Genomic DNA, 25,152 nt, shown 5'->3' with positions numbered 1-25,152 from the left:
CCCCCCCCCCCCCCCCCCCCCCCCCCCCCCCCCCCCCCCCCCCCCCCCCCCCCCCCCCCCCCCCCCCCCCCCCCCCCCCCCCCCCCCCCCGCGTCCGCCGTTATCGGTTGCCTTTACTTGTTCCTTACGATGCTCCGCATGAAGGAACCCTCCAGGCAGACGCGGTGGGAGCGCCGTACGCAGATACCGCTGCTGGTGCTCGCCGTCGGCTTCGCCGTCGCGTACGCCGTACCGATCGTGGCGCCCGACGCGGACCGGTGGGTGCACCGGGCGTGCACGCACGCGGAGTGGGTGGTGTGGGCGGCCTTCGCCGCGGACTACCTCGTGCGCCTGGCGCTGTCGCCCGCGCGGAAGGCCTTCGTACGGACCCACTGGCTGGACCTGCTGGCGGTACTGCTGCCGATGGTCCAGCCGCTGCGGCTGCTGCGGCTGGTGGCCACCCTGCTGCTGGTGGGCCGGCGGGCCCGGATGGCCCCGCAGATCCGGCTGACCACGTACGTGGCGGGCGCGGTGGTCGGGCTGCTGATGTTCGGCTCGCTGGCGGTGCTGAGCGTGGAGCGGGACGCGCCCGGAGGCAATATCCGCAACCTCGGGGACGCCCTGTGGTGGTCCGTGACCACGATGACCACGGTCGGGTACGGGGACCACTCCCCCACCACCGGGCTCGGCCGGATCCTGGCGGTGGGGCTGATGCTGTCGGGGATCGCGCTGCTGGGTGTGGTCACCGCCAACATCGCGGCCTGGTTCATCTCCCGCTTCGAGCGCGACGACCGGCTGGAGCGGGCCCAGACCGCCGCCATCGCCGAGCTGGCCGAGGAGGTACGGGCGCTGCGCGCCGAGGTCGCGCGGCTGGGCGGCGGGGACACCGACCGGCCGGGCGCCCCGGCGCAGCGGGAGGCTAGCGCTCCCACACCTTGAACGCCCGGACCTGGTACGGGGACTGGGGCAGCCAGACGCCGTCGCCGGGGTAGGTCTGGAACTCCCCGGTCTCGGCACACTCCGCCGACTGGTAGGTGGTGACCGGCCGGCCGGTGCGGTTGGCGAGGGCCTGGGCGGTGGTGCCGGGGGGCAGCGCCGTGCAGCTGTTGATGTCGAGGGTGCTCAGCTCGTGGGTCCGGCGGGTTCCCTTGAACTCCGCCTTGGCCCACAGGCAGAGCTGCCCGGTCGCGCAGGCCCCCAGAGGCGGCGGCCCCGCGGCGTGGGCGGCGGTCGCGGTGCTCGGGATCAGGGCGGTGAGGGCCAGGACGGTCGCGGCGAGAGTGGTGGAACACGTACGCATGACGGGTCAACTCCTTGTGGACTCCGGCGCCCCGGACCTGTTCCGGGGAGCCGCTGACCCCACGCTGACCTGCGGCGATGGGCGGGCGGAAGGGGCTGCGGGCAGCTCCACCCTGATAGGCGACAGCCCCGCCGGAACCGTCCGGCGGGGCTGTGGCGCGTACGGAGTTGACGCCTCCGCGGGGTGTCGGCGGCGGCTCAGACGTGGGCCGCGCCCGCGCCCGCGGCGGCGTTCTCGCCCCGCTTGGTGAAGCCGGCCACGATCGCAGCGAGTACGGCGACGATGCCCGCGACGGTGAAGGCGGTACTCATCCCTGACACGAAAGTGTCGTGCGCGACGGCGGTGACGGCCTTGGCGACCTGCTCGGGAGCGCCCGGCGGAACCGGGGCGATGCCGACCTGCACCCCCTTCTCCGCGAGCGCGAGTTCCTGCGGGGCGAGCGGGGGCAGCTGGGCCGCCGTCCAGTTGTCGCCGAACGAGCCGGTGACCTTGCTCGCCATGACCGCGCCGAGGACGGCGGTGCCGAGGCTGCCGCCGACCTGCATGGCGGCCTGCTGGAGGCCGCCGGCCACGCCGGACAGCTCCAGCGGGGCGTTGCCGACGATGACCTCGGTGGCGCCGACCATGACGGGCGCGAGGCCGAGGCCGAGCAGGGCGAACCAGAGCGACATGGTGACGGTCGCGGTGTCCGGGGTGAGCCGGGCCATCCCGAAGCAGGCGGCGGCGGTGGCGACCATGCCCGCGACCAGCGGGATGCGCGGGCCGACCTTGGTGATGGCGGCGCCGGCCAGCGGCGAGCCGATGATCATCATGCCGGTCAGCGGCAGCAGGTGGAGCCCGCTGTCGACCGGGCTCATGCCGTGGACGTTCTGCAGGTAGAAGGTGACGAAGAACAGCCCGCCCATGAAGGCGAAGGCCATCAGCACCATGAGTACGGTGCCCGCGGACAGCGGCAGCGAGCGGAACATGCCCAGCGGGATCAGCGGCTCGGAGACCCGGCTCTCCCAGACGGCGAAGAGCACGAAGCACAGGACCGAGGCGCCGAGGAAGAGCAGGGTCTTGCTGTCGCCCCAGCCCCACTCCGAGGCCTTGATCAGGGCCCAGATGAGCGAGAACATCGCGCCCGACAGCAGGGCGATGCCGAGGAGGTCGAAGGAGCGCGGGGCGTTCTCGGCGCGGTGGTCGACCAGGATGAACAGGCCGAAGGCGAGCGCGATGATGCCGACGGGCACGTTGATGAAGAAGACCGACTGCCAGCTGACGTTCTCGACGAGCAGGCCGCCGACGATGGGCCCGGCGGCGGTCGAGGCGCCGATGACCATGCCCCAGATGCCGATGGCCATGTTGAGCTTCTCGGCGGGGAAGGTGGCGCGCAGCAGGCCGAGGGCGGCGGGCATGAGCAGCGCGCCGAAGAGGCCCTGCGCCACGCGGAAGCCGATGACGAGCTCGACGCCGTCGGAGAAGCCGATCACGGCCGAGGAGGCCGCGAATCCGGCGATGCCTATGAGGAAGGTCTGGCGGTGGCCGAAGCGGTCGCCGAGCTTGCCGGCGGTGATCAGGGAGACCGCGAGGGCGAGGAGGTAGCCGTTGGTGATCCACTGCACGTCGGCGAGCGAGGCGCCGAGGTCCTTCTGGATCGCGGGGTTGGCGACGGCGACGATCGTGCCGTCCAGGGTGACCATCATGACGCCGATCGCGACGGCGAAGAGGGTCAACCAGGGGTGGCCGCGCAGCCCCGTGCGGGCCGGTGCCGAGCCGGGTTCCTTGACGGGTACCTGATCGTCCTGGTCGTCGACGGTGATCTGACTAGTCATGCGAACAGGCTAGTGACAGCGACTGACACTTCACAAACGGCTTAACGAGACAGTCACTGTCAGGTCGGTCACAGGTACCCTGACCGCTCACTCAGCGTCAGAAAGGACCCCGCGGTGATGACCGACCAGCGGCCCGCGCCGGCCGCTCCGGCGGCCGGACTGCGCGAACGCAAGAAGCGGCGCACCCGCGACGCACTGCTGCGCGCCGCGCTCCTCCTCTTCATCGGGCAGGGGTACGAGGAGACCACCGTCGACGAGATCACCGACGCGGTCGACGTCTCCCAGCGCACCTTCTTCCGCTACTTCGCCAACAAGGAAGAGGTCGCCTTCGCCGTCCAGGAGCTGGTCGAGTCCCACTTCCTCGCCGCGCTCCGCGCCCGGCCGGGCCACGAGGGCCCCCTGGAGGCCATGCGCAACGCCGTGCTCGCCGCCTGGGACACCGTCGACGACGCCATCTCCGAGGTGGTCCCGGTCGACCTCTACATGCGCAGCTACCAGCTGATCGAGTCCACCCCCGCCCTGCTCGCCGTGCACCTGCGCCGTTCCACCGAACTGGAGGAGCGGATCTCCCGGCTGATCGCCGCCCGCGAGGGCCTCGACGTGGACGCCGACCCGCGTCCGCGCGTGGCCGTCGCCGCGTTCTCGGGCGTCATGCGGGTCACCGGACGGCTCTGGGGCCAGGGCGAGGACGCCAGCGTCTCCGCGATCCGGAGCATGACCGAGGCCTACCTCGACCAGATCGGCCCCGCCCTGGCCGCCGACTGGCGGTAGTACGGCGCCCATTACGGCACCGTTCACGGCGCCGTTCACGGGTCCCCGCGCGGGCTGCCCGTATCCGGCCCGGGGTCCCCGCCCGACCGTGAGCCCGGTCACCCCGCGTGCCGGGTCGCGCGACGGTCTCCTACGCTGGTCCCAGTGAACCTGTCCGGCTCAGCCCACCCCCTCGCCCCCGCCGCCCCCGTCACCGCCGCGCGCCCCACCGCCGCCCTGCGCGCCCTGCTCGCGCTCGCGGTGGTCTTCATCATGCTCGCGACGACCGGGTGGACCGCCGTGCACCGCCCCGAGGCGGGCGTCTCCGCCCGGGCCGCGGCACTCGCCTCCTGGGCCGGGGCCCGGTTCGAGGGCCGGCCGCTGCCCGCCGCCGACGCCCCCGCACGGACGATCGCCCGCTTCTTCAAGGGCCTCGACGGCGCCCAGCGGGCCCGGCTCGCCGAGGGCTACCCGCTCGTCGTCGGCAACCTCGACGGCGCCCCGACGGCCACCCGCTACCGGGCCAACCTGATCGGCCTGCGCCGGGCCGCCGTCGTCGAGGAGGCGCGCTCCCACGACGTCGCGCTGACCCCCGCCGACCGCACCACGGCCACCCGCCGGGCACACCGCTTCGAGTCCCTCGCCGAGGACGGCCGCCAGATCCTCGCCTTCGACCCCACCGGCGGCGGCCTCGTCGCCGAGGTCTTCGGCGACCTCGACCAGGCCCGCCGCATCTCGGTGATCGTGCCCGGAGTCGACACCGACGCGGTCACCTTCGAACGCACTCAGCGCCGGCTCACCGCCCCCGCCGGCATGGCGCAGTCGCTGTACGCGGCCGAGCGCGCGGCCGCCCCCGACAGCAGGACCGCGGTGATCGCCTGGGCGGGGTACGACGCACCCACCGGGCTCGGCATGGACGCGGCCACCGGCCGGATGGCCGTGGAGGGCGCCGTGCGGCTGAAGTCGCTGACCACCGCCCTGCCCGGCAGCGCGGGCATCGCACTGTTCTGCCACAGCTACGGCTCGGTCGTGTGCGGGGTCGCCGCGCACGAACTGCCCGCCCGGGTCACGGACGTGGTGGTCGCGGGCAGCCCCGGCATGCGCGCCGAGAACGTCGCTGAGCTGGACACCTCGGCCCGGGTCTGGGCCGCGCGGGACGAGGGCGACTGGATCGCCGACGTACCGCACCTGGAGGTCGGCGGGCTCGGGCACGGCGCGGACCCGGTGTCCGCTGGCTTCGGCGCACGGCTGCTGTCCGCGGCCGGGGCCAAGAGCCACACCGGCTATTTCGAGCCAGGGACCGCCTCACTGGACAACTTCGCCAAGATCGGAACCGGCGCATTCGGTTCCATCACGTGCGCCACCGGCGACGACGCGTGCCGGCGCGAAATTTCCGGTACGGAGCAGGACTGACGCGTGTAGACGCCCGGAAAACGGGCGCCGCAACGGGGGGACGCGCGGGGGCGCGTCCCTTTACCATGTGCCGCATGGGTGACGTACTGGCCGGAAACCATGCCGTCTGGGAGTTCGATCTCGCCTCGGACTCGGTGCTCATCCGCTTCGCACGGGGGATCAGAACGCCGAGACCGCTGAGGATGCCGAGGCTCTTCCACGCCCTCGGAACCCGCAGGATCCCCCTCGAAGCGCTGTCCGGGGTGAGCGTGAGCGCGGGGAAGCGGGACACGGTGCAGCTGCGCGCCGTCCCACGTCCCGGCGCCGATCCGCTGATGGACGTCGCCGCAGGGCAGTTGAAGGAGTCCTGCGACCCCTACCGGCTGGTGCTGCCCGGCGACCGGGCCCCGCACGCCGCCGCCTTCGCCGACGCCCTGCGCGCCCGGCTGGGCCCCGACGCGGCGGAGCCGGCCGAGCGGTTCCTGGTCGAGGTGCCGGGGCCCCCGCTGCACCTGAAGGCGTACGACGCCCGGGTCGGCTTCGACGGGTCGGCGGTCACCTTCCACTGGTCGCGCACCGGCGCCACGAGCACCAAGTGGAAGGCGGGCGACCGGCATTACCCGCTGGCCGCCCTGACCGGCGTCGAGTGGAGCGCCCCGGACCGGCCCGGCGGACACCTGCGACTGCTGCCCCGGGACGATCCCCGCGACCCGCGCCCCGACCACGACCTGGCCTCGGCCGTCTTCGGCGTCGGATACGGGGCCGTGCACGAGTCGCTGCCCTTCGCAGCGGCCGTCCTGGCCGCCCTGCGCGGGCGCACCCCGGTCGCCGCGGTCCCCCGGCCCCGCCCCTGCGACGAACGCCTGCAACACCTGAGCGAGCTGCACTCGGCGGGTCTGCTGACCGACGCCGAGTACTCGGCCCTGCGCGACCGCCTCGCCGCCGACGCGTAGCCGCGGGCGCAGGGCCCCGGCCGCGTCGAACGCCCCCTACGCCTCGCGCGCCACCGATGTGAAGCTCATGTCCGGGTAGCGGTCCCCCGCGACCCGGTCCGCGATCGGCTCCAGCAGCGCGAGCTCCGCCCCGGTCAGGGTGATCCGGGTCGCCGCCGTGTTCTCCGCGAGGCGCTCCGGCCTGCGGGTGCCCGGGATCGGGACCACCGTCAGCCCGTGCACCCCCGCCCGCTGCTGCACCCAGGCCAGCGCGATCTGCGCCGGGGTCGCGCCGTGCGCGTCGGCGATCTCGCGCACCGGGGCCAGGAGCGCCGCGTTGGCCTTGGCGTTGTCCCCGGTGAACCGCGGCTGGAACTTGCGGAAGTCCGCCTCCGACAGCTCCTTGGCCGCGTCCGCGAAGGACCCCGTCAAGAAGCCCCGCCCGAGCGGCGAGTAGGGCACGAAGGCCACGCCCAGCTCGGCCGCCGCGCCCACCGCGCTGCGCTCGACGTCCCGGCTGAAGAGCGACCACTCCGACTGGAGCGCGGCGATCGGGTGCACCGCGTGCGCCTCGCGCAGCTCCGCGCCGGTGACCTCGCTCAGCCCCAGGTGGCGCACCTTCCCCTCCTGCACCAACTCGGCCATCGCGCCCACCGACTCGGCGAACGGCACGCCCGGGTCCCGCCGGTGCATGTAGTAGAGGTCGATCACATCGGTGCCGAGCCGGCGCAGGCTCTCCTCGACGGACCGGCGGATGTACGCGCGGTCGTTGCGGATGCCGCGGTAGGCAGGGTCGTCGTTGCGCTCTATCGCGAACTTCGTGGCGAGGGTGATCTCGCCGCGGTGCGCGCCCACGAACGGCGCGAGGAACTCCTCGTTCGCGCCCCGCCCGTAGATGTCCGCCGTGTCGAAGAGGGTGACCCCGGCGTCCAGCGCCGCGTCCAAGGTCTGCCGGGCCGCCGCCTCGTCGGTGTCCCCGTAGAACTCGCTCATGCCCATGCAGCCGAGGCCCTGGACGCCGACGAGCGGTCCGCCCCCGCCGAGTTCGACCTGCCCGATCCCGCTGCTTCGCTCGGTCATTGCTGTGCCTTCCCGGCAGTCGTGTCCATCGAATACATGTCGATCTTGAAATCCAGTACGGCGAGCGCGTCCGTCAGCTCGGTGATCCGCGCCCGTACGTCGCGCCGTGTCCGCTCCAGCAGTTCGCGCCGCTGGTCGACGGTGTGCCCGCCCTCGCGCAGGAGTTCGGCGTAGCGGACCATGTCGGCCACCGACATGCCGGTGGCACGCAACTTGCCGACGAAGGCCAGCCAGTCGAGGTCCTTGTCGCTGAAGCGGCGCTGTCCCGAGTGGGAGCGGTCCACGTGCGGCATCAGGCCGATCCGCTCGTACCAGCGCAGGGTGTGCTGGGTCAGACCGGTCCGGGCCTCGACCTCGCTGATCGTGTACCGCGTCTCCGTCAGGCTCATGGCCCCAACGCTAAAACCTTGGAGTGCACTCCAAGCAAGTAGGCTCGGCGGCATGGAGAGCCCGGAGAGCCTGCAGAGCCTGCGCATCATCGAGAACTGGCCCGTCCCGACCGCCGCGGCCGCGGTCGTGCGCGCCGACGGCAGCCCGGCCGGGTCGCACGGCCCGGTGGACCACCGCTTCGCGCTGGCCTCGGTCACCAAGCCGCTCGCCGCGTACGCCGCCCTCGTCGCGTACGAGGAGGGTGCGATCGAGCTGGACGAACCGGCCGGACCCGAGGGTTCCACGGTCCGCCACCTGCTCGCGCACACCAGCGGCCTGGCCTTCGACGAGCACCGCGTGACGGCCCCGCCCGGGCAGCGCCGGCTCTACTCGAACGCCGGCTTCGAGGTGCTCGGCGACCACATCGCCAAGGCGACCGGCATCCCGTTCGCGGAGTACCTCCACCAGGCGGTCTTCGAACCGCTCGGCATGGCCTCCTCCACGCTGGAGGGCTCGCCGGCCAAGGACGGCGTGTCCACCGTCTGCGACCTCCTGCGGTTCGCCGCCGAGCTCCAGATGCCGCGGCTGCTGGACGTCCGTACGGTCGCGGAGGCCACCTCCGTCGTCCACGGCGGCCTCAAGGGCGTCCTGCCGGGCTACGGGCACCAGTCCCCCAACGACTGGGGGCTGGGCCTGGAGATCCGCGACGGCAAGTCCCCGCACTGGACGGGCGCCACCTCCTCGCCGCGCACCTTCGGGCACTTCGGGCAGGCCGGGACCTTCCTGTGGGTTGACCCTGACGCGCGCGCCGCGTGCGTGGCGCTGACCGACCGCGCCTTCGGCCCCTGGGCCGTGGAGGCCTGGCCGCCGTTCACCGACGCCGTCCTCGCCGAGCTCGCGGGCCGCTAGGGGGGTGTCTGGCCGGTGTCCGCGGCGTCGCGACGCCACGGACATCCGCCGGACACCCCCTAGAGCCCTGGTCGGGAGCGCCCGGCTCGGGTGCCCGGCTCGGCAGCGCCCGTCGGGAGTTCCTAGGGGAGCTCCCAGATCAGCAGTTCCCCGGGAGACCCGGCGACGAGTTCCAGGTCCTGCTCGCCGGTGATCCTCGCCGAGTCCCCGGGGCCGAGCTCCCGGCCGTCCAGGCGCAGGTCTCCCCGTACGACGTGCACGTACGCGCGGTGCGCCGCCGGTACGGCGACGCGCTCGCCCGCGCCCGGCCGCCGTACGTGCAGCACGGCCCCGGCGGCCGGCACCGCGTAGGGGGTGCTGTCGGCGATGCCCCTGACCAGCGCGTACGAGGGCGGCCCGGACTCCGTGCCGGGCAGCGGCGCGAGCCACATCTGCACGAAGCGCAGCGGCTCGGGGCCGTCGTTGCGCTCCACGTGCCGCGCCCCGTTCCCGGCGCCGAGGTGCTGTACGTCGCCGGGCCGGACCAGGGTGGTGGCCCCGGTGCTGTCCTTGTGGGTGAGCTCGCCCTCGACGACCCAGGTCACGATCTCGGTGTGGCTGTGCGGGTGCTCGTCGAAGCCGGCGTCCGGCGCGAGGCTCTCCTCGTTGCAGGCCAGGAGGGTGCCGAAGCGCAGGTTGTCCGGGTCGTAGTGCTCGCCGAAGGAGAGGGCGTGCCGGGTGCTGATCCCGGCGGCCGGGTCCCCGCCCGGGTAGCGATCGGCGCCGCGACGTACATCAATCATGAGGGCCACCGTAGCCCCCGGCACGGCCCGCGGCGTGGGACCGGACTCCGCGCGGGCTCGCCGATAGGGCAGTCTTGTCACGTGCCCCAACCCGAACGTGAGCATTCCCCCGCGATCCACCCCGCGCATCCCGCTCCCGCCCATCCGCACTCCGCGACACTGCGACGGCTGGAGAAGTCCGCCGGCCGGCTCGCGGCCAACGCCATCGCGCGCATGGACGAGACCCTGCCGTGGTACCGGGCGATGCCCCCGGAGAACCGGTCCTGGATCGGCCTGGTCGCGCAGGCGGGCATCGCCGCGTTCACGGAGTGGTTCCGGCACCCGGAGACCCCGCAGGCGATCTCCACCGACGTCTTCGGGACGGCTCCGCGGGAGCTGACCCGGGCGATCACCCTGCGCCAGACCGTCGAGATGGTCCGCACCACGATCGAGGTCATGGAGACCGCGATCGACGAGGTCGCGGCCCCGGGCGACGAGTCGATCCTGCGCGAGGCCCTGCTGGTGTACGCCCGGGAGATCGCCTTCGCGACGGCCCAGGTGTACGCGCAGGCCGCCGAGGCGCGGGGGGCGTGGGACGCCCGCCTGGAGTCGCTGGTCGTCAACGCGGTGCTGTCCGGCGAGGCCGACGAGGGCGCGCTCTCGCGGGCCGCTGCCCTCGGCTGGAACTCGCCGGAGTACGTGTGCGTGGTGCTCGGCACGGCCCCCGAGGGGGACAGCGAGCTGACGGTCGAGGCGATCCGGCGCGCGGCCCGCCACCACAAGCTGCAGGTCCTGACAGGTGTGCTCGGGGACCGCCTCGTCGTCATCGCGGGCGGCAGCGACAATCCGCTCCAGGTGGCGAAGTCCCTGATCGGGCCGTTCGCGGCCGGTCCCGTGGTGGCCGGCCCGGTGGTCGCGGACCTGCTGAACGCCACGAAGTCCGCGCAGGCGGCTGCAGCGGGCCTGAAGGCGTGCACGGCCTGGCAGGACGCCCCGCGTCCGGTGCTGGCGGACGATCTCCTGCCCGAGCGCGCGATCGCCTCGGACCCTTCGGCGCGCGAGCAACTGGTGGAGGAGATCTACAGACCGCTTGAAGAAGCGGGCTCAGCTTTGCTTGAGACGCTGAGCGTCTACCTGGAGCAGGCGAGCAGTCTCGAAGGTGCAGCTCGGATGCTGTTTGTGCACCCCAACACCGTGCGCTACCGGCTGCGACGTGTGACGGACGTCACCGGCTGGTCACCCTCGGATGTCCGTTCCGCGTTCACTCTGCGGATCGCCCTGATCCTCGGGCGTCTGGCCGACGGCGATCCTCAGTCCTAGACTTTTGTCGGACATCAACAATTACCCCGAAGGTTCTTCGTCCCTGTCCCCACGGGCGGCGCGGACCGAACACAAGAGAGAGTGTGAGGGTGCTCGTACTCGTCGCTCCCGGCCAAGGCGCACAGACGCCCGGCTTCCTGACTCCCTGGCTCGAACTGCCCGGCGCCGCTGACCGCGTCGCCGGCTGGTCGGACGCCATCGGGCTCGACCTTGCCCACTACGGCACGAAGGCCGACGCGGACGAGATCCGCGACACGGCCGTGGCCCAGCCCCTGCTGGTGGCTGCCGGTCTGCTCTCCGCCGCCGAGCTGGGGGCCCGTACGGCCTTCGGTGCGGTGGCGGGCCACAGCGTCGGCGAGATCACCGCCGCCGCGTACGCCGGTGTGCTGTCCGACGCCGACGCGCTGTCCTTCGTACGCACCCGCGGTCTCGGCATGGCCGACGCCGCCGCGGTCACGGCGACGGGCATGGCGGCGGTCCTGGGCGGCGACCCGGACGTGGTCGTCAAGCACCTGGAGAAGCTGGGGCTGACCCCGGCCAACATCAACGGCGCGGGCCAGATCGTCGCGGCCGGCACCATGGAGCAGATCGCCGCCCTGGAGGCCGACAAGCCCGAGGGTGCCATGAAGGTCGTCGCCCTCAAGGTCGCGGGCGCCTTCCACACGCACCACATGGCTCCGGCCGTAGCCAGGCTGGAGGAGGCCGCCTCGGCCCTCAGCCCGGCCGACCCGGCGCTGAAGTACGTTTCGAACAAGGACGGTCAGGTCGTGACCACGGGCGCCGATGTCGTCGCCCGACTGGTTGGCCAGGTCGCCAACCCGGTCCGCTGGGACCTGTGCATGGAGACGTTCGCCGAACTGGGCGTCACCGGGATCATCGAGCTTTCCCCGGGTGGCACCCTGACGGGTCTGGCCAAGCGCGCGCTCAAGGGCGTACCGAGCGTGGCCCTCAAGACCCCGGACGATCTCGAAAAGGCCGCGGCGCTTGTCGCCGAGCACTCGGTCTGAGAGAAGGAGCCCACACAGCATGTCGAAGATCAAGCCTGCCAAGGGCTCCCCGTACGCCCGCATCCTCGGCGTCGGCGGCTACCGCCCGACCCGCGTGGTGCCCAACGAGGTCATCCTCGAGACGATCGACTCGTCCGACGAGTGGATCCGCTCGCGCTCCGGCATCGCGACCCGGCACTGGGCCTCGCCCCAGGAGACCGTCGCCGCGATGTCGGTGGAGGCCTCGGGCAAGGCTCTGGCCGATGCGGGCGTGTCTCCCGAGCGGATCGGCGCCGTGATCGTCTCGACGGTGTCGCACTTCAAGCAGACTCCGGCCGTCGCGACGGAGATCGCGCACCGGATCGGGGCGGGCAAGCCCGCGGCCTTCGACATCTCCGCGGGCTGCGCCGGCTTCGGCTACGGCCTGACGCTGGCCAAGGGGCTGGTCGTGGAGGGTTCCGCCGAGTACGTCCTCGTCATCGGCGTGGAGCGGCTCTCGGACCTGACCGACCTGGAGGACCGCGCGACGGCCTTCCTGTTCGGCGACGGCGCGGGCGCCGTCGTCGTCGGCCCCTCGGACGAGCCGGCCATCGGCCCCACGGTGTGGGGTTCGGAGGGCGACAAGTCCGAAACCATCAAGCAGACCGTGCCGTGGGACGAGTACCGCAGCACGGACGGCGCCGAGAAGTTTCCGGCCATCACGCAGGAGGGTCAGGCGGTCTTCCGCTGGGCCGTCTTCGAGATGGCCAAGGTGGCCCAGCAGGCGCTCGACGCAGCCGGGATCACCGCGGACGACCTGGACGTCTTCATTCCGCACCAGGCAAACATGCGGATCATCGACTCGATGGTGAAGACTCTGAAGCTGCCGGAGCACGTCACGGTCGCCCGTGACGTGGAGACGACCGGCAACACCTCGGCCGCCTCGATCCCGCTCGCAATGGAGCGGCTCCTGGCGACCGGAGCGGCGAAGAGCGGCGATACCGCGCTCGTCATCGGCTTCGGGGCGGGACTCGTCTACGCCGCGACGGTCGTTACCCTCCCCTAGGGCCCGGGAGCACGTTCCCGGACCTTGTTCCACCCCCAGTACCCAGAGAAGGAGCGCCACATGGCCGCCACGCAGGAAGAGATCGTCGAAGGTCTCGCGGAGATCGTCAACGAGATCGCGGGCATCCCGGTCGAGGACGTCGAGATCGACAAGTCCTTCACCGACGACCTGGACGTCGACTCGCTGTCCATGGTCGAGGTCGTCGTCGCCGCCGAAGAGCGCTTCGAGGTCAAGATCCCGGACGAGGACGTCAAGAACCTCAAGACCGTCGGCGACGCCGCGAGCTACATCCTGAAGCACCAGGCCTGAGCCTGACGAGCGTTTGTCGCCACCTGGCGGTGGCGCCGTGACAATTCAGCACCCCCTGAGACGTGGAGAAAGAATTCCTGTGAGCCCGACCAATCGCACCGTGGTCGTCACCGGTATCGGCGCAACCACTCCGCTGGGTGGCGACAGCGCTTCGACCTGGGAAGGTCTGCTTGCCGGCCGTTCCGGCGTAAAGCCCCTCGAGGGTGAGCGCTTTGCCGAACTCCCGGTTCGTATCGCCGCTCCGGTCGCCGTGGACCCCAGTGAGGTCCTGCCCCGGCCGCTGGCGCGCAAGCTGGACCGCTCGGCCCAGTTCGCCATCATCGCGGCCCGTGAGGCCTGGGCCGACGCCGGTTACACCGCCCCGGCGGGCGAGGACGCGGCCATCGCGCCCGAGCGCCTGGGCACCGTCATCGCCTCCGGCATCGGCGGCGTGACGACCCTGCTCGACCAGTACGACGTACTGAAGGAAAAGGGTGTGCGCCGGGTCTCCCCGCACACCGTCCCCATGCTCATGCCGAACGGCCCGTCGGCCAACGTCGGCCTGGAGGTCAACGCCCGTGCGGGCGTGCACACTCCGGTCAGCGCCTGCGCGTCCGGCGCCGAGGCCATCGGCTACGCCGTCGAGATGATCCGCAGCGGCCGTGCCGACGTGGTCGTCGCGGGCGGCACCGAGGCGGCGATCCACCCGCTGCCGATCGCCGCGTTCGCCAACATGATGGCGATGTCGAAGAACAACGAGAACCCGGAGCAGGCCTCCCGCCCCTACGACAAGGCCCGTGACGGCTTCGTCCTGGGCGAGGGCGCGGGCGTCGTGGTCCTGGAGTCCGCGGAGCACGCCGCCGCGCGCGGCGCCCGGGTCTACTGCGAGGTGCTCGGCCAGGGCCTGTCCGCGGACAGCCACCACATCGCGCAGCCGGAGCCGACCGGCCGCGGTGTCGCGGCCGCCGTGCAGAACCTGCTCGACAACACCGGCCTCGACACCTCCGAGCTGGTCCACCTGAACGCGCACGCCACGTCCACCCCGCAGGGTGACACGGCCGAGCTGAAGGCCCTGCGCAAGGTCCTGGGCGACGACCTCGACCACATCGCGATCTCGGCGACCAAGTCGATGACCGGCCACCTGCTGGGCGGTGCGGGCGGCATCGAGACCGTCGCCACCGTGCTGGCGCTGTACCACCGGCTGGCCCCGCCGACGATCAACGTCGACGAGCTCGACGCGGACATCGACGCGGACATCGTGCGCGGCGAGCCGCGCAAGCTGCCCGCCGACGGTCCGATCTCCGCGATCAACAACTCGTTCGGTTTCGGCGGCCACAACGTCACACTGGCGTTCCGCACCGTCTAGCTTCGCCTGAACACGCAGAAGGCCCGCCCGGGTGATCCCGGGTGGGCCTTCTGCATTGGGGGCGAGGGGTCAGACGACCTGGTGCAGCCAGCGGACCGGGGCGCCCTCGCCGGCGTAGCGGAAGGGCTCCAGTTCGTCGTCCCAGGGCTTGCCGAGCAGTTTGGCGATCTCCGCCTCCAGGTCCGTCTCGCCGCGCGCCGAGCGGGCGAGCGCGGCCCGCAGCCGGTCCTCGGGGATCAGGATGTCGCCGTGCATTCCGGTGACGGCGTGGAAGATGCCGAGCTCCGGGGTGGAGCTGTAGCGCTCGCCCTCGGAGGTCGGGCAGGGTTCCGCGGTCACCTCGAAGCGGAGCAGGTGCCAGCCGCGGAGCGCGGAGGCGAGTTTCGAGGCGGTGCCCGCTTCGGCCTGCCAGGAGAACTCGGCTCTCCAGGTGCCCGGGGAGGCGGGCTGCCTGATCCAGTCGAGGTTCACCCGCACCCCGAGCACGCCCGCAACAGCCCATTCCACATGCGGGCAGAGCGCGCGCGGTGCGGAATGCACGTACAGAACTCCACGTGTCGTCACCGGGACCTCCAGTGTGGGACGAGGTCGGGAATAAACTCCAGAAAACGGACAGTATGTGACGTGATGTAATTTACCGGAAATGATCTGAGATTGCGTTGCGGGACCTGCGGCCGAAACGCCACGGGAAAAAGCTACCGTGCGCCAGGGGTCATGGTGTGACGTACGGTCGCTCCAAGGCCCGTAAACACAGAGCATTCACTCAGCAGGACGCCCCCGAATGATTGCGGGGCGACGAGGAGGGACCACCCGATGCGCACCACCGCTCCGCGCCGCCGCGCGCGCCGGACTCTCGCGGGGGCGGGCGCGGCGGCCCTCGTCCTCGCCGGTGTGCTGAGCGGGTGTTCGTCGGGCGAGTCGGCCGCGGAGGGTGAGCGCGGGGCGCAGGCCGGGCCGCGCTGGAACACCGCGCCCACCTCCGTCGCGGCGGTGGGCGACTCCATCACACGTGGTTTCGACGCCTGTTCGGTGCTGGCCGACTGCCCGGAGGTCTCCTGGGCCACCGGGAACGACCCCGAGGTGCGCTCGCTGGCCGCCCGGCTGCTGGGTGAGGCCGAGGTGCCCGCGCGCAGTTGGAACCTCGCGGCCACCGGCTCCCGGATGGCGGACCTGCCGGGTCAGCTGGCCGCGGCCGCCGAGCACAAGCCCGACCTGGTCACGGTGATGGTGGGCTCGAATGACGCCTGCCGGCCGACGGCTTCGTCGATGACGTCGGTGGCCGCGTTCCGGTCGGGCTTCGAGAAGGCCCTCGGCGATCTGCGGGCCGCCTCGCCCGCCTCCCAGGTGTACGTGTCGAGCGTGCCGGACCTCCAGCGCCTGTGGGAGCAGGGCAAGGACGACCCGATGGTGCGCAAGATCTGGAGCCTGGGCATCTGCCAGTCGATGCTCGCCGACCCGCAGTCGGCGACGTCCGGGGCGACGGCCCGGCGCGAGCAGGTGCGGGCGCGGGTGGTCGAGTACAACGAGGTGCTGCGCGAGGTCTGCGCGAAGGACGCGCTGTGCCGCTACGACGGCGGCGCGGTGTTCCAGTACCCCTTCGGCGCGGAGCAGTTGAGCCGCTGGGACTGGTTCCACCCGGGCAAGGACGGGCAGGCGCGGCTCGCGGAACTGGCGCACCGCCAGGTGACGTCCGCCGAGCCGCCGCGTTGACCCTGCGGTGCGCGGAAGGTCCGGGGGCGGGTGTCAGGGCCCGCCCCCGGACCGGCTTTCAGGGGTGATTTCCGGCCATACGGTGTGTCAGGCGAGGTCGAGCGTCGCGGTCAGCCGGGTGTCGCCGTGCGAGTGGCCGACGCGGACCTGGTAAGTGCCGCCGACCCGCTGCCAGCCACGGGCCGCCTCGTCCCAGATCTCGAAGGCCCGGGCGGGCAGCGGGATCTCCACCTCGACGCTCTCGCCGGGGCCCGCCAGGGCGCCCGCGAAGGCGGCCAGCCAGCTCGCCGGGCGTTCCACCTCGTCGGCCACGGGGGCCAGGTAGACCTGGACGACCTCGCGGCCGGGCCGGGCGCCGGTGTTGGTGACGCGGACCCGCGCCGTGGTGGCGGTGGCCTCCAGCGACTCGTACGCCCAGTCCGTGTAACCGAGGCCGTGCCCGAACGGGTAGGCCGGGGCCGCGCCCTGGGCCTCGTACGCCCGGTAGCCGATGAGGAGCCCCTCGCGGTACTCCAGGCGCCCCTCGGCGGGGGTCACCTCGGTGACCGGCGCGTCGGCGAACTCGGCGGGCCAGGTGGTGGGCAGCCGTCCGCCGGGCTCCGCGTCACCGAGGAGTACGTCGGCCAGCGCGGCCCCGCCCTCCTGCCCGGGGAACCAGGTCAGCAGGACGGCGGCCACGTCCTCGCGCCACGGGAGTTCCACCGGGGAGCCCGCGTTGACGACGACCACGGTGTTCGGGTTGACGGCGGCGACGGCGCGGACCAGGTCGTCCTGGCGGCCCGGCAGGGCGAGGTCCTTGCGGTCGAAGCCCTCGGACTCCACGCGCTCGGTGGTCGCGACGACCACGACGGCGGTGTCGGCGGCGCGGGCCGCCTCCACGGCCTCGGCGATGAGCTCGTCGGCGTCGCGCCGCGGGCCGAGGTGGAGCAGGGAGAACATGATCGCCTTGAGCGGCAGCGCGCTCGTGTCGGGGACCTGGAAGGTCAGCGAGACCTCGACCGGCTCCCCGGCCTCCAGGGCGATCCGGGCGCGTTCGCTGGGGGCGCCGAAGAAGGCCTCGAAGGGGTCGGCCTCGTCGCCCATCGGCTGGACGCCGTCCCACAGCGGGCGCCCGCCGACGGCCAGGGCGAAGGCGCCGAGTCCGCGGGTACCGAAGGCGTGTTCGCCGCTCTCGCGCGGGACGAACGTACCGGTGACCTCGATGGTGGCCATGGTCTCGTACGCGGCGCCCTCGGGCAGGTCGTCGCCGATCCACTGGACCTGGCCGGTCGGGAGGCTGCCCTCGCCGAGGACGGCGCCGGAGGCGTCGCGGCAGATCGCCCGGAGCTCGAAGCCCTTGTCGGCGGGGCTGAGTTCCTCGGAGGGGTCGGCTCCGACGGCGAAGGTCAGCGCCCCGTCGGGGAGTGCCGCGGTGAGGCCGTCGAGCGGGGAGACGATCCGCTCGGGGAAGACGGTGGCCGAGCCGCCGCCGAGGACCCGGGCGTCGCGGGCGGCGGCGCCGATGAGGGCGACGGTGCGGCCGGCGCCGGGGTCCAGGGGCAGCGCGCCCTCGTTCCTGACCAGTACGAAGCCGCGGGCGGCGATCTCGCGGGCCAGCGCCTGGCCGTCGATCGGGGCCGGGGGCTCTGCGACGACGGCGGGGGCGCCCTCCAGGATGCCGACGCGGGCGGCGAGGCGCAGGACGTTGCGCACGGCGTCGTCAACGGCGGACTCGGGGACCTCGCCGGCGCGTACGGCTTCGGCGAGGGGCGCGCCGTAGACGGTGGTCGGGCCGGGCATGGCCACGTCGAGGCCGCCGAGGATGTCACCGGTCGTGGAGCGGGCGGCCATCCAATCGGAGACGTTGTAGCCGTCGAAGCCCCATTCGGCGCGCAGGACCTCGTTCACGAGGTAGCTGTGCTCGGTCATCGTCGTGCCGTTGACCTGGTTGTACGCGGTCATGATGCCCCACGGGTGGGCGTTGGCGACGATGGCCTCGAAGGGCGCCAGGTACAGCTCGCGCAGCGGGCGCGGGGCGATGACGGAGTCCACGGTGAACCGTTCCGTCTCGGCGTCGTTGCCGACGAAGTGCTTGACGGTGGTGGCGACCCCGCCCTCCTGGACTCCGTTGACGTATCCGCTGCCGATGGCGCCGGTCAGGTACGGGTCCTCGGAGTAGCACTCGAAGTGGCGGCCGCCGAGCGGGGAGCGGTGCAGGTTGACGGTGGGCGCGAGGAGGACGTGGACGCCCTTGCGGCGGGCCTCCTGGGCGAGGAGGCGGCCGGCCCGGCGAGCGAGTTCGGGGTCCCAGGCGGCGGCGAGCGCGGTCGGGGACGGCAGCGCGATGGACGGGTCGTCGGCCGTCCAGCGCACGCCGCGCACCCCGATGGGGCCGTCGGACATGACCAGGGACTTCAGCCCGATGCCGGGGACGGCGGGCAGGGACCACATGTCCTGGCCGGCCAGCAGGCGGGCCTTGGTGTCGAGGTCGAGCTTGCCCAGTGCCGCTTCTACGGCGTCGCTGCGGACCTGATCGGCATCGGTCACGGCCGTGCCTCCTCGTTTGGGTGCGGTGCGTGCGGGGTGCGGTTGCCCCCATCGTGGACCCGTTCCCTGTAGAACGGTAGGGTTCGTAATCTATTCGTGATCAGAGGATGTCGTACGGTCCTGCTGGCAGGTGTGGAGGAAAGGGGTGCCGGCGATGGCCAGGGCGAGGAGCGAGGAGCGGCGCGAGGAGATCGTCCGCGCCGCGGTCGAGGTGATCGCGGAGCGCGGCTACCGGGGCGCGTCCCTGGGCGCGGTCGCCGAACGCGTGGGCCTGACCCAGCAGGGGCTGCTGCACTACTTCCCCACCAAGGAGGCGCTGCTGGTCGCCGTCCTGGAGGAGCGCGACCGCTGGGACACCGGCGGCGGCTCGCGCGCCTCGGCGGACACCTGGCGCCTGGACCTGCTCGCCTCGCTGGTGGAGTACAACGCCATGCGGCCGGGCATCGTCCAGACCTTCTCGGCGCTGCTGGGCGAGAGCGTCACCGACGGGCACCCGGCGCGGGAGTTCTTCACCGAGCGCTACGCCCAGGTGCGCGGCGAGATGGCGGCGGTCCTGCGCGCCGAGTTCGGGGACCGCCTCCCGTCGGGCCTGACCCCCGAACAGGCGGCCCCGCTGCTGACCGCGGTGATGGACGGCCTCCAGTACCAGTGGCTGCTCGCCCCGGAATCGGTGGACATGCCCGCCGCGTTCCGCTCCTTCCTGACCCTGCTGCGGGGGCCCGGCGCGTAGGGCCGCGAGGCGGCCGTGCATCCTTGCCCCGGAGCTTCTACCGGGGGGAGAGCGGGAGTTGGAGACGGAGAAGAAGGTCACGTGGTCGGAGCTGTTCTTCGACCTGGTGCTGGTGTTCGCCGTGACCCAGGTCTCGGCACTGCTGCACCACGACCACGGATGGGCGGGGACCGGCCGGGCGCTGATCGTCTTCGTGCCGGTCTACTGGGTATGGGTCGGCAACACCATCCACGCCAACACCCATGACGCGGACCGGCCGTTGAACCGGATCGCCCTCTTCGCCGCCGGGCTGTGCGGCCTGTTGATGGCCCTGGCGCTGCCCGAGGCCTTCGGGGAGCGCGGACCGCTCTTCGCCTGCGCCTACTTCTGCGCCCGGCTGGTGCTCGCGGCGCTGGCCCACGGCGGCAGCAGGCGCCTGGCACCGACTCCGGTGACGCTCTCGGTGCTGGTCAGCGGCCCGCTGCTGCTGACCGGCGGATTCCTCGACGGCCGGCCCCGGGTGTACCTGTGGGCGCTGGCGGCCGCCGTGGAACTGGCCGCGCCCCGGCTGACGCGCCGGAACATGATGCGGCTGAACCTCGACTCCGGGCACCTCGCCGAGCGGTTCGGCCTGTTCGTGATGATCGCGCTGGGCGAGTCGATCGTGGCGGTCGGCGCCCCGGTGGCCGCCTCTGCGGAGCTGGGCGCCGGCTCCCTGGTCGCCGTGGCGGCGGCCTTCACCCTGGTGTGCAGCCTGTGGTGGGTGTACTTCCACCTGGCCGCGAGCGCGGTCCGGCACGGCCTGGAGACGGCCGCCGTACGGGCGGACGTGGCCCGGCAGGTCCTCTCGTACGGGCACCTGTCGCTGATCGCCTCGATCATCGGGGTGGCCGTCGGCATGGCGGAGGCCGTCGCCCACCCCGGAGAGCGCCTCCCGCTCGGCGTGACCGCACTGCTGTACGGCGGCTGCGCCCTGTTCCTGGCGACCTTCGGGTACACCCGCTGGCACCTGTTCCGCTCGTGGTCGGTGACCCGGCTGGCCACCGCGGCGGGCACCCTGGCCCTGCTGCCGATAGCCGCACTGCTGCCCTCGCTGGGCGCGCTGGTCCTGCTGACGGCGGTGGTGACCGCCCTCAACCTGGTGGAACTCGCCCTCGTCCGGCGCCGCGGCGAACTGCCGGGCGCCGCGCCGGCCCTAACCCCGCCAGACACCCCCTAGCTCACCCGCGGATTCGGGAGAGGTCCTGCCCGGCGAGTTCCGGGCGGGACTCCAGCGTGGCGCGGACCGCCTCCAGGATCGGCAGCCGGGCATGGCCCGTGGCCAGGGCCACGTCCTTCGCGGCCAGCGCCACCGGGAAGTGCGAGGCGTCGGCGAACGCCCTCGCCACGGCCCCCGCGAGCGGCCCCGCGGCGAGCTCGCCACGGACCAGGTCGGCCGGCAGTCCGAGGGCGCCGCCCAGCGCGAGGGCCTCGGCGACCAGGGCGACCCCGCCGACCGCCGCGTTGATCAGGACCAGCTTGAGGGCGGCCCCGGATCCGGGCGGCCCGCATTCGGTGACCCTGCCGAGGGTGGCGAGGACCGCGGCCACCGGGCCGGGCAGCGGCGCGCCGCCCGCCAGCACCGACAGCTCGCCCCGGGCCGCCCGGTCCACGCTGCCCATCACCGGGGCGTCGGTCAGCGTCACCCCGTCGGGCAGCCGGGCCGCCAACTCCCGCACCGCGTCCGGGCCGACGGTCGAGGTGTCGATCCAGTGGGCGCCGGGGCGCAGCGCGGGCAGCAGCTCGCGGGCGACCTCGCGCAGGGCGTCCGGGTCGGCCAGCATCGTGATCACGAGGTCCGCGTCCCGCACCGCCTCCGCGGGGGTGGCCGCAGCCGCGGCGCCCGCCTCGACGAGCGGGACCGCCTTGCCGGGAGTGCGGTTCCACACCGTCAACTCGTGCCCGGAGGCGAGGAGGTGACGGGCCATCGGGGCCCCCATGTGACCGAGGCCCAGGAATGCGATCTTCACCTTTGCGTTCATGCCCCCGACGCTAGGTTCACCCCAGCCATGCGACAAGCGAATGTCTAGCATGGCTGCCATGCCCAGTTCGCACAGCCTCTACGAGGTGTTCCTGCGCGTGGCCCGGCTGGCCTCCTTCACCGCCGCCGCCCGCTCCCTCGGCTACACCCAGTCCGCGGTGTCCCGCCAGATCCAGACCCTTGAGGACGAGTGGGGCACCCCCCTCTTCGACCGCCTCCCGCGCGGGGTGCGCCTCACCGAGGCCGGCCGCGTCCTGCTCCCGCACGCCGAAGCCGTCGGCGAACGGCTGCGCGCCGCCCGCGCCGAGCTCGACGCCCTGCACACCCTCGGCTCCGGCCGGCTGCGGATCGGCGCCTTCTCCACCGCCGACGCCGCCCTCCTCCCGCGCACGCTCGCCGCCTTCCGGGCCCGCCACCCCGGCGTCGCCCTCAGCCGCACCGAAGGGCCCTCCGCCCGGCACCTGGCCCTGCTCGCGGCCGGGGAGCTCGACCTCGCCGTCGTGGGGAGCACCTCCGGCCGGCCGCCCGCGGGCTGCACCCCGCACCACCTGCTCGACGAGCGGATGTACGTGGCCCTGCCGCCCGGGCACCGCCTCGCCGGCCGCAGTGACGTACGGCTGGCCGAACTCGCGGACGAGGAGTGGATCGCGGCCGGCCCCCGCCCGGAGGAGACCCTGCTGGAGAGCGCCGTCGCGGACGGCTTCCGCCCGCGCATGGGCTTCGCCGTCGCCGACTGGACGGCCAAACAGGGCTTCGTCGCCGCCGGGCTGGGCGTCACCCTCGTCCCGGCGCTCGCCGCCTGCGCCGCCCGGCCCGATCTGGCGCTGGTCCCCCTGCACCCCGAGGACTCCCCGCGCCGCCGGGTCTACGCGGCCACCCCGCGCGGGCTCGCGCCCTCCCCCGCGGTGGCGGCCTTCCTCACCCTGCTGCGGGAGACCGCTGCCGGGCTGGCATCCTGGGCGGCATGAAGATCGCCGCCGCGCAGATGAACTGCGTCCCCGCCGACCAGGCGGCCAACGCCGCGCAGGCCGTGCTCCTCGCCCGGCAGGCCCGGGAGCAGGGGGCCGAGCTGGTGGTGTTCCCCGAGTTGACCCTGACCGGCTACGAGTTGGACGCCATCGCCGCCGATCCGGGGCTGTGGCTGGCCGACGCCGAGGACCCGCGGCTCGACGCGATCCGCGGCGCCGGGATCGCCACCGCCGTCAATGTCGCCCTGCGCTCCCCCGACCCGCGGCGGCCCCTCCTCGCGACCCTGGTCCACGACGCCGACGGCGCGCACGTGACGACGTACGCCAAACAGCACCTCTACCAGCACGAGCAGGGCGTCTTCGCGGCGGGCGAGCACCCCGGGCGCTTCGAACTCGGCGGGATCCGCTTCTCCTTGGGCATCTGCTACGACAACCACTTCCCGCAGGTGCCCGGCGCGGGCGCGGCGGCCGGCTGCCGGGTCCACCTGGCCTCCTCGCTGTACGGGACCGGCGGGGGGATCCACGAGCGGGCCACCGTCCACCCCGGGATCGCGCGGGACCACGGCATGTACGTGGCGCTGGCCAACCACGTCGGCCCGGCCGGGCCGTGGACGGGCTGCGGCGGCGCCGCCGTGTGGGCCCCGGGCGGGGCCCTGCTGGCCGAGGCGGACGACCGTACGCCGTCGGTCGCGACGGCAGAGGTCGGCGCCTGAACCGGTAGCCGCCCGCGGCTACTTGGCGCGGTGCGGGCCGAGGTCCCGGAGCACGGCTCCGAGTTCGGGGCCGGTGAGGGCGGGGCCCGGCAGCGGACCGGCCGGGGCGGTTGCGCGCAGGCCGTCCAGGAAGAGCGCCAGGGGGCGGCGCCAGCCGTCCGGGGCGGTGGCCGCCAGGGCCGGGACGGCGCGGCCGAGCGCGGCCAGGGCCAGCAGCAGGTCCTCCGTCACGATGTCGGCCCGTACCGACCCCTCCCGCTGCGCGCGGCCGATCAGCAGGTCCATCGTCTCGCGGTTGTGGGCGTGGACGGCGTCGAGCGAGCGCACGCCCTCCACTCCCGTCGTCATCAGGTCGTTGGTGCCCCGGTCGGCGGCCAGTACCGCGAACACCGCGTCGAGGTAGCCGGTGAGCCCCTCCCAGGCGTCCGCCGCGCCCCGCGCCCGGTCCCCCGCGGCCACCGTGCCGGCCAGGGCGTCCCGGAAGACCTCGTCGACGAGCGCGGCGCGGCTGGGGAAGTGCCGGTAGAGCGTGGCGTTGCCGACGCCGGCCCGGCGGGCGATGTCGTCGAGCGGGGCCTCCAGCCCCTGGGACGCGAAGGCCTCCCGCGCCGCCTCGACGAGCAGTTCGCGGTTGCGCCGCGCGTCGCGCCGTACCGGTGCGGCGCGCTTCGCGGGCTGCTCTTCGCCGACTGCCATCGCCACTCCTCGAAGTACCGGGGACCATTCCCCGGTACCGATGCTAGCGGCGAGGCAGGCTTCTACCAGGCCGACAGGGACTTCGGTCCGGAGTCCGCCGAGCCCGCCGAACCCGCCGCGCCGCCGGTCGGCCCCTGGGCCGATGCGCCGGTCTGCCGCTCGGCCTGCCGGCCGGCCGGCTCCTCGGTCGCCTGCCCCTCGGCCGACTCCCCGGCCTGCTCCTGCTCGGGCATCAGGTCCCGGGCCATCAGCGTCGCCCCGGCCACCGCGCCCGGCATCAGGAAGACCGCCACCAGCGGCACCAGGAACGCCAGCACCAGCGGCACCCCGAAACCGAGCACCAGCATCCGCCGCGACCGCAGCAGCGCGAGCTGCCCGCGCAGGTCCACCCGGCGCCGCTGGAGCGCGACGGAGGTGAGCTCCTGGGTCAGGAAGTAGCCGGAGACGCAGAACCCGAGGACCGGGACCACGGTCTGGCCGATCACCGGGATGAACCCGAGGGCGAAGAGCAGGATCCCGTACAGCAGCACCCGCCCCAGGATCCGCAGGCTGTCGCGGGCCGCGATCCACAGCTCCTGCCAGAGCGAGAGCCCGGACCCGGGCACCTCGCCGCCCTCGCTGCGGTCGACCTGCTCCGAGAGGGACTCGTAGAACGGCTGGCCGATCAGCAGGGTCACGGCGGTGAAGGTGATCACCGCGAGGAACAGCCCGAGGCAGAAGACCAGGGCGGTCAGGAACCCGCGGAAGAGGCCGAGCCACGGCGAGGACCAGCCGTCGGCGAAGGGGGTGACCCAGGCCGCCAGGTCGTCGGCGCCGTAGCCGAGCCCGATCAGCGCGCCGGCGTACAGCACCAGCGACACCAGCCCCGGCAGCAGCCCGAAACCGAGCCACCTGCCGTGGCCGAGCACCCATCGCTGGCCGGCCAGCAGATAGCCGAATCCCCCCGCAAGATCACGCATGGTTCCAGCTTAAGTCGGGGAACGCCGAAGGCCGCACCCGGGTGTCCGGGTGCGGCCTTCGGGGAGCGGGCGCGAGATCAGACGGCGAGCTCGACCGTGATGTTGCCGCGGGTCGCCTTGGAGTACGGGCAGACCTGGTGGGCCTTCTCGATGAGGTCCTTGGCGGTGGCGGCGTCCACGTTCGGGATCACGGCGGAGATCTTGACGATCAGGCCGAAGCCCTCGTCGTTCTTGCCGATGCCGACCTCGGCGGTGACGGTGGAGCCGGAGATGTCGGCGTTCTCGTTCTTCGCGACGACGCCCAGGGCGCCCTGGAAGCAGGCGCTGTAGCCGGCGGCGAAGAGCTGCTCGGGGTTGGTGCCGGCGCCGCTGCCGCCGAGCTCCTTCGGCGGGTTCACGACGACGTCGAGCTGGCCGTCGTTGGTGACGACGCGGCCGTCACGGCCGTTCTCGGCGGTGGCGACAGCGGTGTACGCGACATCGGACTGCTGGATGGACATGTAAGGAAATCCTCCTGGTAATCGCCGCGACTCGCGCCCACGATCGCAACGGTGTGCAGT

26 protein-coding genes are annotated in these 25,152 nt (G+C 73.1%); 15 read left to right on the top strand and 11 right to left on the bottom strand.

Features of this window, described 5'->3' with window-relative positions; translation table 11 throughout:
* Positions 1 to 138 precede the first annotated feature (138 nt).
* Complete coding sequence (locus tag ACZ7GJ_RS09445; RefSeq protein WP_470750551.1) at positions 139 to 918, top strand: potassium channel family protein; 780 nt, start codon at positions 139 to 141, stop codon at positions 916 to 918.
* On the opposite strand, the gene ACZ7GJ_RS09440 is transcribed toward ACZ7GJ_RS09445, so the two are convergent.
* Both ACZ7GJ_RS09440 and ACZ7GJ_RS09435 read right to left on the bottom strand, forming a co-directional pair.
* A complete protein-coding gene (locus ACZ7GJ_RS09440) occupies positions 899 to 1,279 on the bottom strand; it encodes a peptidase inhibitor family I36 protein (RefSeq protein WP_470750550.1) in 381 nt (126 codons plus the stop codon). The genes ACZ7GJ_RS09445 and ACZ7GJ_RS09440 overlap by 20 nt on opposite strands.
* Before the next feature lie 197 nt (positions 1,280 to 1,476).
* Positions 1,477 to 3,093: a DHA2 family efflux MFS transporter permease subunit gene (locus tag ACZ7GJ_RS09435; protein ID WP_470750549.1), complete on the bottom strand. Its 1,617-nt coding sequence runs from the start codon at positions 3,091 to 3,093 to the stop codon at positions 1,477 to 1,479.
* Positions 3,094 to 3,210: 117 nt separating this feature from the next.
* Between ACZ7GJ_RS09435 and ACZ7GJ_RS09430 the strand changes: the two genes are divergently transcribed.
* The 3 genes from ACZ7GJ_RS09430 (at position 3,211) to ACZ7GJ_RS09420 (ending at position 6,188) form a co-directional block, all read left to right on the top strand.
* Positions 3,211 to 3,864, top strand: coding sequence for a TetR/AcrR family transcriptional regulator (locus tag ACZ7GJ_RS09430; RefSeq protein WP_470750548.1), 654 nt, complete (start codon positions 3,211 to 3,213; stop codon positions 3,862 to 3,864).
* A 252-nt stretch (positions 3,865 to 4,116) separates the two neighbouring features.
* Complete coding sequence (locus ACZ7GJ_RS09425; protein WP_470750558.1) at positions 4,117 to 5,256, top strand: alpha/beta hydrolase; 1,140 nt, start codon at positions 4,117 to 4,119, stop codon at positions 5,254 to 5,256.
* A 74-nt stretch (positions 5,257 to 5,330) separates the two neighbouring features.
* The gene (locus tag ACZ7GJ_RS09420) at positions 5,331 to 6,188 is read left to right on the top strand and encodes a DUF4429 domain-containing protein (RefSeq protein WP_470750547.1); all 858 of its coding nucleotides are present in this window, start codon (positions 5,331 to 5,333) and stop codon (positions 6,186 to 6,188) included.
* Between the two features lie 36 nt (positions 6,189 to 6,224).
* Here the strand turns inward: ACZ7GJ_RS09420 and ACZ7GJ_RS09415 are convergent, their stop codons facing one another.
* Both ACZ7GJ_RS09415 and ACZ7GJ_RS09410 read right to left on the bottom strand, forming a co-directional pair.
* Positions 6,225 to 7,247, bottom strand: a complete 1,023-nt coding sequence (locus ACZ7GJ_RS09415; RefSeq protein ID WP_470750546.1) for an aldo/keto reductase — start codon at positions 7,245 to 7,247, stop codon at positions 6,225 to 6,227.
* Positions 7,244 to 7,636, bottom strand: coding sequence for a MerR family transcriptional regulator (locus tag ACZ7GJ_RS09410; protein WP_470750545.1), 393 nt, complete (start codon positions 7,634 to 7,636; stop codon positions 7,244 to 7,246). The genes ACZ7GJ_RS09415 and ACZ7GJ_RS09410 overlap by 4 nt, the downstream gene beginning before the upstream one ends.
* A 70-nt stretch (positions 7,637 to 7,706) precedes the next feature.
* On the opposite strand from ACZ7GJ_RS09410, the gene ACZ7GJ_RS09405 reads away from it, so the two are divergent.
* Positions 7,707 to 8,525, top strand: a complete 819-nt coding sequence (locus ACZ7GJ_RS09405) for a serine hydrolase domain-containing protein (RefSeq protein ID WP_470750557.1) — start codon at positions 7,707 to 7,709, stop codon at positions 8,523 to 8,525.
* Between the two features lie 122 nt (positions 8,526 to 8,647).
* Here the strand turns inward: ACZ7GJ_RS09405 and ACZ7GJ_RS09400 are convergent, their stop codons facing one another.
* On the bottom strand, positions 8,648 to 9,307 hold the full coding sequence (locus ACZ7GJ_RS09400) for a pirin family protein (RefSeq protein WP_470750544.1): 660 nt from the start codon (positions 9,305 to 9,307) through the stop codon (positions 8,648 to 8,650).
* An 81-nt stretch (positions 9,308 to 9,388) separates the two neighbouring features.
* On the opposite strand from ACZ7GJ_RS09400, the gene ACZ7GJ_RS09395 reads away from it, so the two are divergent.
* From ACZ7GJ_RS09395 to fabF, 5 genes are all read left to right on the top strand, one after another.
* Positions 9,389 to 10,606, top strand: coding sequence for a PucR family transcriptional regulator (locus ACZ7GJ_RS09395; RefSeq protein ID WP_393819042.1), 1,218 nt, complete (start codon positions 9,389 to 9,391; stop codon positions 10,604 to 10,606).
* 89 nt (positions 10,607 to 10,695) lie between these two features.
* The gene (locus tag ACZ7GJ_RS09390; protein ID WP_470750543.1) at positions 10,696 to 11,613 is read left to right on the top strand and encodes an ACP S-malonyltransferase; all 918 of its coding nucleotides are present in this window, start codon (positions 10,696 to 10,698) and stop codon (positions 11,611 to 11,613) included.
* A 19-nt stretch (positions 11,614 to 11,632) separates the two neighbouring features.
* A complete protein-coding gene (locus ACZ7GJ_RS09385; protein ID WP_365927968.1) occupies positions 11,633 to 12,637 on the top strand; it encodes a ketoacyl-ACP synthase III in 1,005 nt (334 codons plus the stop codon).
* A 60-nt stretch (positions 12,638 to 12,697) separates the two neighbouring features.
* Entirely contained in the window at positions 12,698 to 12,946 is a 249-nt protein-coding gene (locus ACZ7GJ_RS09380) for an acyl carrier protein (RefSeq protein ID WP_470750542.1), read from the top strand.
* Between the two features lie 79 nt (positions 12,947 to 13,025).
* Entirely contained in the window at positions 13,026 to 14,291 is a 1,266-nt protein-coding gene (gene fabF / locus ACZ7GJ_RS09375; RefSeq protein ID WP_470750541.1) for a beta-ketoacyl-ACP synthase II, read from the top strand.
* A 69-nt stretch (positions 14,292 to 14,360) separates the two neighbouring features.
* On the opposite strand, the gene ACZ7GJ_RS09370 is transcribed toward fabF, so the two are convergent.
* Complete coding sequence (locus ACZ7GJ_RS09370; protein ID WP_031150765.1) at positions 14,361 to 14,855, bottom strand: DUF3145 domain-containing protein; 495 nt, start codon at positions 14,853 to 14,855, stop codon at positions 14,361 to 14,363.
* Positions 14,856 to 15,104: 249 nt separating this feature from the next.
* Between ACZ7GJ_RS09370 and ACZ7GJ_RS09365 the strand changes: the two genes are divergently transcribed.
* Entirely contained in the window at positions 15,105 to 16,001 is an 897-nt protein-coding gene (locus ACZ7GJ_RS09365; protein ID WP_470750540.1) for an SGNH/GDSL hydrolase family protein, read from the top strand.
* 87 nt (positions 16,002 to 16,088) lie between these two features.
* Here ACZ7GJ_RS09365 and ACZ7GJ_RS09360 read toward each other — a convergent pair whose 3' ends face one another.
* Positions 16,089 to 18,527: a beta-glucosidase gene (locus tag ACZ7GJ_RS09360; RefSeq protein WP_470750539.1), complete on the bottom strand. Its 2,439-nt coding sequence runs from the start codon at positions 18,525 to 18,527 to the stop codon at positions 16,089 to 16,091.
* A gap of 154 nt (positions 18,528 to 18,681) precedes the next feature.
* Between ACZ7GJ_RS09360 and ACZ7GJ_RS09355 the strand changes: the two genes are divergently transcribed.
* On the top strand, positions 18,682 to 19,257 hold the full coding sequence (locus ACZ7GJ_RS09355; RefSeq protein WP_470750538.1) for a TetR/AcrR family transcriptional regulator: 576 nt from the start codon (positions 18,682 to 18,684) through the stop codon (positions 19,255 to 19,257).
* A 58-nt stretch (positions 19,258 to 19,315) separates the two neighbouring features.
* Positions 19,316 to 20,455 (top strand): low temperature requirement protein A, encoded by a 1,140-nt coding sequence (locus ACZ7GJ_RS09350; protein WP_470750537.1) that lies wholly within the window; start codon positions 19,316 to 19,318, stop codon positions 20,453 to 20,455.
* Between the two features lies 1 nt (position 20,456).
* Here the strand turns inward: ACZ7GJ_RS09350 and ACZ7GJ_RS09345 are convergent, their stop codons facing one another.
* A complete protein-coding gene (locus ACZ7GJ_RS09345; RefSeq protein ID WP_470750536.1) occupies positions 20,457 to 21,257 on the bottom strand; it encodes an NAD(P)-dependent oxidoreductase in 801 nt (266 codons plus the stop codon).
* A gap of 49 nt (positions 21,258 to 21,306) precedes the next feature.
* On the opposite strand from ACZ7GJ_RS09345, the gene ACZ7GJ_RS09340 reads away from it, so the two are divergent.
* Positions 21,307 to 22,224, top strand: coding sequence for a LysR family transcriptional regulator (locus ACZ7GJ_RS09340; RefSeq protein WP_470750535.1), 918 nt, complete (start codon positions 21,307 to 21,309; stop codon positions 22,222 to 22,224).
* On the top strand, positions 22,221 to 22,937 hold the full coding sequence (locus ACZ7GJ_RS09335) for a carbon-nitrogen hydrolase family protein (protein WP_470750534.1): 717 nt from the start codon (positions 22,221 to 22,223) through the stop codon (positions 22,935 to 22,937). The genes ACZ7GJ_RS09340 and ACZ7GJ_RS09335 overlap by 4 nt, the downstream gene beginning before the upstream one ends.
* Positions 22,938 to 22,955: 18 nt before the next feature.
* Here ACZ7GJ_RS09335 and ACZ7GJ_RS09330 read toward each other — a convergent pair whose 3' ends face one another.
* From ACZ7GJ_RS09330 to ACZ7GJ_RS09320, 3 genes are all read right to left on the bottom strand, one after another.
* Positions 22,956 to 23,633: a TetR/AcrR family transcriptional regulator gene (locus ACZ7GJ_RS09330; RefSeq protein WP_470750533.1), complete on the bottom strand. Its 678-nt coding sequence runs from the start codon at positions 23,631 to 23,633 to the stop codon at positions 22,956 to 22,958.
* A 62-nt stretch (positions 23,634 to 23,695) separates the two neighbouring features.
* Entirely contained in the window at positions 23,696 to 24,592 is an 897-nt protein-coding gene (locus tag ACZ7GJ_RS09325; RefSeq protein WP_470750532.1) for an EI24 domain-containing protein, read from the bottom strand.
* 77 nt (positions 24,593 to 24,669) lie between these two features.
* On the bottom strand, positions 24,670 to 25,092 hold the full coding sequence (locus ACZ7GJ_RS09320; protein WP_470750531.1) for an organic hydroperoxide resistance protein: 423 nt from the start codon (positions 25,090 to 25,092) through the stop codon (positions 24,670 to 24,672).
* Positions 25,093 to 25,152: the final 60 nt, after the last annotated feature.

It is taken from the genome of Streptomyces sp. NPDC037242 (assembly GCF_055604165.1).
The sequence above is the reverse complement of the archived record's forward strand: the minus strand, read 5'-3'. Positions and strand labels throughout refer to the sequence as shown.